At 35.5% G+C, this 9,366-nt stretch carries 6 protein-coding genes; 5 read left to right on the forward strand and 1 reads right to left on the reverse strand.

What is annotated here, in order from left to right:
• Nucleotides 1-78 precede the first annotated feature (78 nt).
• Nucleotides 79-1,503: a BamA/TamA family outer membrane protein gene (locus Q0543_RS12080; protein ID WP_299253298.1), complete on the reverse strand. Its 1,425-nt coding sequence runs from the start codon at nt 1,501-1,503 to the stop codon at nt 79-81.
• 59 nt (nt 1,504-1,562) lie between these two features.
• On the opposite strand from Q0543_RS12080, the gene acs reads away from it, so the two are divergent.
• The 5 genes from acs to Q0543_RS12105 form a co-directional block, all read left to right on the forward strand.
• Nucleotides 1,563-3,458, forward strand: a complete 1,896-nt coding sequence (acs, locus tag Q0543_RS12085) for an acetate--CoA ligase (RefSeq protein ID WP_299253301.1) — start codon at nt 1,563-1,565, stop codon at nt 3,456-3,458.
• Between the two features lie 686 nt (nt 3,459-4,144).
• Complete coding sequence (locus Q0543_RS12090) at nt 4,145-5,968, forward strand: phage baseplate assembly protein V (protein ID WP_299253304.1); 1,824 nt, start codon at nt 4,145-4,147, stop codon at nt 5,966-5,968.
• Between the two features lie 11 nt (nt 5,969-5,979).
• Complete coding sequence (locus Q0543_RS12095) at nt 5,980-6,774, forward strand: hypothetical protein (RefSeq protein WP_299253306.1); 795 nt, start codon at nt 5,980-5,982, stop codon at nt 6,772-6,774.
• A complete protein-coding gene (locus tag Q0543_RS12100) occupies nt 6,741-8,777 on the forward strand; it encodes a PAAR-like protein (RefSeq protein ID WP_299253308.1) in 2,037 nt (678 codons plus the stop codon). Before Q0543_RS12095 ends, Q0543_RS12100 begins: the two co-directional genes overlap by 34 nt.
• A gap of 7 nt (nt 8,778-8,784) precedes the next feature.
• The coding region (locus tag Q0543_RS12105; RefSeq protein ID WP_299253311.1) for a DUF2931 family protein at nt 8,785-9,366 on the forward strand (582 nt) is incomplete at its 3' end.

Below are 9,366 nucleotides of genomic sequence, written 5' to 3' on the forward strand. Positions count from 1 at the left end.
TGTACTTTGTACTTTGTACTTTGTACTTTGTACTTTGTACTTTGTACTTTGTACTTTGTACTCTATACTCCGTACTTCCTAAATCGTTGCTTTAAAATTGATGAACACACCACTCTGCATATCACGATTAACAGAGTATTCTACTCGAATTACGAAATCGTAATAGGTAACAAAATCCAAACCAAAGCCACCGCCAGGTAAATACGTATTTGCATAATGTATATTCCCGAGTGCATAGACGCTTGATCGGTTATCCCAAACATACCCCATGTCTACATATGTTTTAAAATAAACCATAAGCGGTATTTTAGCAAACCGTTTTTCAGGAAAATTATTTAAGTTTACATTCCAATCAAACAATTTGTATTTAAAATTCACTTTGCTTAATAGGTATTTTTGTCCATCCACAACATATTGTTCATACCCGCTTATAGCTTCCTTATCGTAACCCAATCCACGTTGGTTAAAATAGGGTTGATTGATTGGCGATGAATACTTTCCTTTCAATGTGGTAGCTAGATAAAACTTTTTCTTAAAGGGTTGAAAAATACTTATTTCGCCTTTTAAAGAAGTTAGAAAGATGTCCTTATTGATGCCCAGCCCCATTTGTTCTACATCAAATCGAATGTATGAACCCTTTAAAGCGTAATAGCGAATATCTCTATGATCGCGTATGAATGCATATTTCAAACTGATGTATTCTTGTTTGGTATGCGCATTTGAAAAATACGTTGGGTTTAGCGTAACTATTGTATCGCCGATGTGATTGTTGAAGTACGTAACGCCTAATTGATGTTCAATATAAAATTTTCCTCGGTATGTAAATGTTAAACCTGAGGAAAAACGTTCTCGAATGAAGGAATTATCTTCAATATAAAAGAGTTTATTTCGAATTGTGTTGTAAGCAACTTGCTTGTTTAAAATATAACCTACATAATAAATCAATCCTAATTTTCTAGATGTTGTTAAATAGGGGATGGTGTAGGTGCATTCAATTTTTTTAGTAAATCCAAACTCTGTTTTAACTTTTAAGGATTCATTTCTGCCCCGCATGTTTTTCTGTAAAAAAGACATACCTAATTCCAATCGGCTTAAGTTGTGATTGCGTTGAACCCACCATTCATTAAAATTTCGATCGGCTAAACCAATAATGGGTATAACGTACGTGTAGAAACGTTCTTTAACCGTTACATGAAGTGTTTTATGGATAGAGTCTTTTCCTTCTATGTATGTATTTGTTTCTAAAAATAGAGAAGTATTGAAAAGTCTATTTTGGGTAAGTAGTATACGTGCATCCAGTTTTTCAATAACTATCGTATCTCCTACATTAAAATCCAATTCACGTAATAGAATGTGTTCTTTGGTTTTTTTATTTCCAACAATATGGATACTATCAATAATGATATATTCTTCTGTCTGAGAATCTTGTGTTTGCGCATAATGTGCCAAAGGACATATAAATAATATGCCTATTAAAATAATATGTTTTAAAATTGAATGCACAAAGTCATAATTAAATATAAATTTATATATTTAATTTGAATTAAACCGTTTTTATATCTATGATAAAAGCTATTCAGTCATTTGAAGAATATAAAGAGACCTATGCTGCAAGTATTTCTGATCCGGAAGCGTACTGGGCGAAGCAAGCAGATCAATTTATTTGGAAGAAAAAGTGGAGTAAAACCCTAGAATGGAATTTTTCTGAACCAGATATTAAATGGTTTGTAGGAGGTAAATTGAACATTACTGAAAATATGCTTGATCGGCATGTTCAATCTACACCAGATAAAATAGCGCTGTATTGGGAACCAAATAATCCAGAAGAGCAAGGGAAGGCTATCAGTTATAAAGAACTGTACGAACAAGTATGTTTGTTTGCAGGCGTTTTGATATCTAAAGGTGTAAAAAAAGGAGATCGCGTCTGTATTTACATGCCGATGATTCCTGAGTTTACTGTAGCAATATTAGCCTGTGCGCGCATAGGTGCCATACATTCCATTATTTTTGCAGGGTTTTCTGCAAGTGCGGTGGCAGACCGTATTAACGATGCCCAAGCGGTTGCTGTTATTACATCAGATGGTTCGTATAGGGGAAACAAGAATATGGATGTGAAATCTGTAATAGACGAAGCATTAAATTCATGTACTACGGTTACTTCTGTTTTTGTTGCTAAGCGAACAGGGTGTGCAGTAACAATGCTTCAAGGCAGAGATTTTTGGTGGGATGCTGAAATAGAAAAAGCGAAGCCTGTACATGAAGCAACAGAAATGGATGCGGAAGATCCTTTATTTATTTTATATACTTCTGGTTCTACAGGGAAGCCTAAAGGGGTTGTACATACCATTGGTGGATATATGGTCTATACAGCTTATTCGTTTGCAAATGTTTTTCAATACAAAGAAGGGGATGTGTATTTTTGCACAGCCGATATTGGTTGGATTACAGGACATAGTTATGTGGTCTATGGACCATTATTACAAGGTGCTACGCAGGTAATGTTTGAAGGCGTTCCAACGTATCCAGATGCGGGTCGTTTTTGGGAAATTATTGACAAATATAAAGTGACTCATTTCTATACCGCACCAACAGCTATTCGTTCGTTGATGTCGTTTGGAGAAAAGCTCATTGAAAATTATTCGTTAAAGAGTTTAAAAGTATTGGGTTCTGTAGGTGAGCCCATTAACGAAGAAGCATGGCATTGGTACGACGAACATATTGGTAAAAAGAATTGTCCCATTGTAGATACGTGGTGGCAAACAGAAACCGGTGGTATTTTAATATCTCCGTTGGCAGGTATTACACCGTTGATTCCATCTTATGCAACCTTGCCCTTGCCAGGTATTCAGCCTGTAATTGTTGATGCAAACGGTGTTGTGTTAGAAGGAAATGATGTAGAGGGAAATTTATGCATCAAGTTTCCGTGGCCATCTATTTTACGCACTACATACGGCGATCATGAGCGTTGCAGACAGACGTATTTTGTCACCTATCCAAATATGTATTTTACAGGTGATGGCTGTAAGCGCGATAAAAATGGATATTATAAAATTATCGGAAGGGTAGATGATGTGATCAATGTTTCGGGTCACAGATTTGGTACGGCTGAAATAGAAAATGCAATCAACGAACAAACAGATGTGATTGAATCTGCTGTTGTTGCTTATCCTCATGATATAAAGGGACAAGGAATTTATGCTTACGTGATATGTAATCCGACCGATAAAAGTGAGGAACAGTTGCGAAAAGAAATCATAGAAAGCGTTGTTAAAATGATTGGTCCGATTGCAAAGCCTGATAAAATTCAGATTGTATCGGGTTTGCCTAAAACGCGTTCAGGTAAAATATTGAGAAGAATTTTAAGAAAGATTGCTGAAGGAGAACGAACAAATTTAGGAGATACATCAACCTTGTTGGATCCAGAAGTGGTGGAGGAGATTAAGAAAGGAGCTTTGTAGTTTCTAGCTGCTAGTTATGAGCAGCTAGCATGAAGTATAGAATAAAAGTTTAAGCTCTTTTAGGTTTATTTTGAAGTTTGTATAGTTGATATTGGTTGGCTGCATAAGTTAAAGACAATTCATGCTCTTTAATTATAAAAATAAATGAATAACATTTTTGAGTTGCTATTAAGTGCTTTTCCATAGATTATCGCTAAATATACAATAGAGTTTTTGAATTGTTTTTATTATTTAATGAAGAATACAATACATCAATTATATTTAAACCATTATCTTTGGAAGGTTTCAGCACCTGTATTTATTTCCTGACCACTTTTTTATTATCGACACCTCACCACTAATACATTCTCCCTAAAATACTTCTAACCAACAATTAAAAGTTGAAGCATTCCCATTTTGTTAACATAAGATAACAAATTCTGAATAATTATGCGATGTAACTTCTAGTGCATATATTGTAACATATATGTCGAAAAATGAACATGTATTAAATTGAAAACTTAGTAATCACATATTTATAAATTACTTAGTATTTAATTAATGTATTTACATAGATGTTTATTTTGTAAGCATTGTATGTATAAAGTGTCTTTTTATTGAATTCATAAAAATAACTATTCAATAAAATGATTTCGACGCAAGCATCTTAATTATAGTACTACTCTTTTTAAATCATTATTCCAGCTATGTCTAAAGAAATCCGTTTTGAAATTATCCTCGATGGTAAATCTGTTCCATTTTGCAATTCAATTGTGTTGCACCAATCCTTTAATGCGCATCATACGTTTGAAGTCATACTCGATCAAGATGTATTGGGCAAGCTAGCCTCGCATGATTTATATGATTATCAAGATTATGTTGGCAGAGATTTATACATCGGCTTTGGAGAAAAGGATCCGCACGACAATGAATTTAATGGCATTGTTACCGAAGTAGGTTTGCAACAAGGAGATGGTGCATGGGGCAAATTGGTATTGAAAGGAAAAAGCAGAACCTGTTTGTTGGATGCAGGCGCCAATTACATGTCTTTTGAAAAAATGGGATTGATAGATATCGTGCATCAATGCATCGAGTTTACCACCTCTTCACAACTCAATCTGCAAATCAAACCTTTTCACAAAGAAGAAATCGACTACATGTGCCAATACGGCGAAAACAGTTTTGATTTCATCAATCGATTGTCTGCCGAATACGGAGAATGGTTTTTCTTCGACGGTACCGATTTGTGTTTTGGCAGACCAAGCAAACAACAAAATATAGAATTGGTCTATGGCAGCAATATTTCTTCTATGAATTATGCCATGCAATTACTCCCCAGCAATGCAGATGTATACAGTTACAAATCGGCAGACGATAATATAATAATGGCAAGCCTGCCTTCGGTTGATACCACATCCAGTTTAACCAAAACAGCCTTAAAGCGTTCGTCCGAATTATATCGCAAACCCGTAAAACAACCCGCTGTTATTCGCATCAACGATCAAAGCCAAATGGATGCGCATGTGAAAGTACAGAAAGGGAAACACGCCGCTACAACTATGTTGTTAAAAGCAACAGGCGACAGTCCGAAGGTATTGCTCGGAAATAACGTAACCATAAAATTATCAAAAGCAGCACCCAAAAAGGGCTATGACGACCATGGCGAATATCTGGTAACCAAAGTCTCCCATTTTTTAACGGGCACAGGGTCTTATAAAAATACGATAGAAGCCATTCCTTCTGCAAATGAAACAATCCCCTTCTCTGCTATCAAGCCTATTGCGCAAACGCAAATGGCGATAGTAACAGAAAACAACGACCCCAAAGGAATGGGGCGTGTGTGCGTACAAATGCTGTGGCAACAAGGCACCCATCAAAAAACAGATTGGATACGTGTGATGACACCCGATGCAGGTGGTGGCAAAGGCAGCGATGTAAGCAAAAACCGCGGACAGGTATTTGTACCTGAAGTAGGCGACCAAGTGATGATTGGCTTTCGATACAACGATCCAAGCAGACCGTTTGTATTGGGATCCTTGTTTCATGGCAGTATTGCTGCTGGTGGCAAGGATAAAAACAGCATCAAATCCATACAAACGCGCAGCGGGCATACGCTAGAGTTTAATGATACAAGTGGTGGCGAAAGCATTACCATTAAAGATAAAAATGGCAATACCATATTTTTAGATACCAAAGGTAAAAACCTAACCATTACCGCACCCGAAACCATGACCTTCAATGCAAAAAATATGATCATGAATATTGATGACAATATGACGATTGAAATTGGCAAAGATATGAAGACAACTATTGGTGCAAATCATACCATGAATATTTCTGAAAATCATGAAATCAATTCCAATGAAACTACAGAAAATGTAAAGGCAGATAAAAACGTTTCCATTAATGGAAATTTTGAAATGACAACATCTGCCGTAACAATAGATGCAACTGCTGGAGACGCGCTGATCAAAAGTTCTAAGATGGCAACCTTACATGGAAAATCAGATGCTCAATTAAATAAAGGGTAATAATGTTAGACATGATTCATACAGAAAAAAAAATAAAGCATGCAACCAATGGCTTTGATCAACTTTTGTTATTTTCTATCTCAAATGAAGTATTAAATAAGCAAGGTAAATGGTCCATTTATACCATCGATCGTACGGTTCGAATATATTATGTTGGGATGATTGATTCTTTACATAAATATCAATTGGGATGCATTCACTCTACGTTTGAATTGAAAAATAGAGTGGATTCTTCAGCAGATCTATTCAATAAACTCCATAGCGTTTTTAGACTATTGGTAATTGGGGCAGATGGTCTTGGTGCAATTAAAAAGATTTACAACTTCCCCTATTTACAACAAGAGTGGGCTGAATTGAAAAATAATCTATTATTGGAATATGATGATACAGATATTGAAAAATGGGACCTTATATGTAAAATGGATGTACAGATGCAAGATTATGATGCAGTACTAAAGTACATTCACCTACCCTCTATGTATGGATTGTTTTTTAATGGATATTGGTCAGAACTCCTTCCAGAAAAATCGGTTAACGTAACGGTTGCATATGACGAAGCACTGAATAATGAAGTATTTGAAGAATGCTTAGAATACAAGATACAAGAAACCGAAATGCAACAATTGCTTAAAATTGAGATCAAAGGGAAATCTAATACTGAAAATAATAAAGTCCTTGCTTATACAGGTACCTGCACGTACTTAGATGGTGCGCTTGATCAGTGTACAAAACAAATAAATATAGATTCTACAGCATTAAATTATTCAGTAAGATGGGTTGGTTTGAAAAAATTATTTCAATTGTAATTTCTATTTTCGCAATTACACCTAGTGGTACTAGTGATAGACTCATTACTGCTTTGGCACCCAAAGCCGGAGATGGTGCGAGTGCACAAGAGAAAGATACTATGGCTAAGTTGGATGAAGAATCTTCTGAAAGTAAAAAACAAGAAAAAGCAAAATTGGATCAAAAGCTTGTAATTAGTGGCGCTAAAATTCAATGCACACTTTGTACAAATCCCCTTGGTACCTTAATGGTTACGTACGACACCCCAAGTTTGCAAGGGAAACCCATTGCGACCGTTAAAGATAAGGGTAAGCCCAACATGCTTTTTATGGGCACCTGCACTAAAAGCCCGAATGCTGCCTCGCCTTGCGCGGCAGTAATTCAACTAGATAAATGGAAAGATACAGGAAGTTTTAAGGTGCAGAATCAATCTCCTTTATTGTTAAAAAGTACAAACAAATGTACATTTGGTGGCGTGGACATCAAAATAACCGATAGCGGCCAACGCAATACCTTTGCCTACGATGCCCCGACTAATATAGAGCATGATACCGTTGAATACATTGATCTTAATTTGGGTGTATTTTTTGATGGCACTAGAAACAACAAAACAAATACCGAACAACGAGAAGCCAACACAGAAGTATTTCAAGAGAATAGTTCAGACAAAACCAATAGCTATTATAACTCTTACAGCAACGTTGCCCGATTATGGGATTTTTACGATAAAACCCATAGTGTATACATAGAAGGCATAGGAACAGAAAATTTATTAAAAGACGATAACATGGGGTATGCCTTTGGTTCTGGTGCAACGGGTATCCGATCTAAAGTACGAAAAGGTTGTGATAAATTATTTGACAAGATTTTTAAACTTGCTCCTGATAAAAAAATAAATACATTAACCTTTGATGTATTCGGCTTTAGTAGAGGTGCTGCAGCAAGTCGTAATTTTGTGTATGAGGTTACGAAACCTGCGTATAAAGCTACGTCTAAAAATATTACCGGCACAAGATTTTCACCACCCCATACTGAATATAAAGACAGTTTTGGTAAGATTACACAATTACAAATATTACCTATGTATGGACATTTAGGTTTTCATTTAAAACAAAATGGGTATGAAGTCAAAAATATTCACATTCGTTTTTTAGGTATTTTTGATACTGTATCATCGTATGAGGAAGGTGCTACAACATTAGGAAATGCTGCATTTTACGATTTTACAAACGACGTGGAAGAATTACATTTGGAATCGATATATCATGCCGATAAAATCATTCATTTTACCGCAGAAAATGAACATCGAGAAAATTTTGCTTTAACTAAAATTAAAACAACGCCTACAGCATTTCAATCAGACCCAAAGAAAAAAATCGCTATCGAAAAAATATTGCCTGGTGTACATTGTGATGTAGGCGGTGCTTATGTAGACGGTGACATAGAAGTTGTCAAACAAATTAATTATCAAGCATTGGGTACAGATGAAATAGAAAAAGAACGGACTGCATTAATTGCAGATGGGTGGTATAAATCAGATCAATTAAAAATCATACAACACAATACTAGAACCAACTGGCTGCATGGCACCCGTAAATTATATAACACCTACAGTTTTATACCCTTGCATTTTATGTGTGAATTTGCACTAAACCATAAAAAACCCTTACCTTTTGATAAAGGCGGATTAGAAAAAAAACATGCACTAAAAATTAATGATGAAAAAACAAACAAAAAGATTCCAGATGAATTGTTATTTAAAATAAAAGAACGTTTGCACACATTTGTATTTAAAGACGGGCCTGCTATCGAATTGAAAAATTTGTATGTCTTAAGTCAACACTACAAAGATGCGAAAATACCCGATCAACGATATGCTGATTATTTAAAAGAAGTTAAAGAACAACACGAGTTATTGCAACTACGAAATGAATATTTTCATTGGTCTGCCAATTACAAAGGTTTGGGCATGGAACCCAATATGCCAAACAATGAACGAATTAGGGTATCCTATCCAAAATAAACTTAAAATGAAACACCTATTAATCTTGTGTGTGCTTGTGTTAAACAGCACATGTATATCTTGTCAAACTACAGAAAAAAAAACACTCATGGAAAATAAAAAATTTGATTGGTCACATACGGTATCTGCTCCTGAAAACTACCCAATGCGAATATATAGAGGTGAGTTAAAAGGCCTAACAGACAAAGACTACAGTGCTACTTTTGGTTTGTGGGGTGTTGCAAATGAAGGCTGGGGTACAGAAAGTGGCTCCGTTGTAGTTGGTCCTGACTCAAAAGCAATTCCCGATAGCCTAATCATCACTTGGCTTTCATTTAGAGAGAATAAATTTTATACAGGTAAATTTCAATTGCCCAGAGAAAAGATGATTGCGCTTTTTGAAGAAGGTTATTATGAATACGATCTAAATAAAAAAGATACCTACAAAGATATAGTAGTAGGTTTAGCACCCGGAGGGGTAGTTGTTGTTTGGTTGTTAGGTGGACAAGTTGAAACAGAAGTCGCCAGATTTCAAGCACAAGAAACAATAATAAGTAATGTGAATGTAAGAGACAGCAATTATGATATGTTTGAAGAAGATTATGTAGAT

Source organism: uncultured Cytophaga sp. (assembly GCF_937863595.1).
Taxonomy (GTDB): domain Bacteria; phylum Bacteroidota; class Bacteroidia; order Cytophagales; family Cytophagaceae; genus Cytophaga.

Bases quoted from the DNA above. Each gene is read 5' to 3' on its own strand.
- acs (WP_299253301.1), top strand. From the start codon at position 1,563: ATGATAAAAGCTATTCAGTCATTTGAAGAATATAAAGAGACCTATGCT.
- Q0543_RS12090 (WP_299253304.1), top strand. From the start codon at position 4,145: ATGTCTAAAGAAATCCGTTTTGAAATTATCCTCGATGGTAAATCTGTT.
- Q0543_RS12095 (WP_299253306.1), top strand. From the start codon at position 5,980: ATGATTCATACAGAAAAAAAAATAAAGCATGCAACCAATGGCTTTGAT.
- Q0543_RS12100 (WP_299253308.1), top strand. From the start codon at position 6,741: ATGGGTTGGTTTGAAAAAATTATTTCAATTGTAATTTCTATTTTCGCA.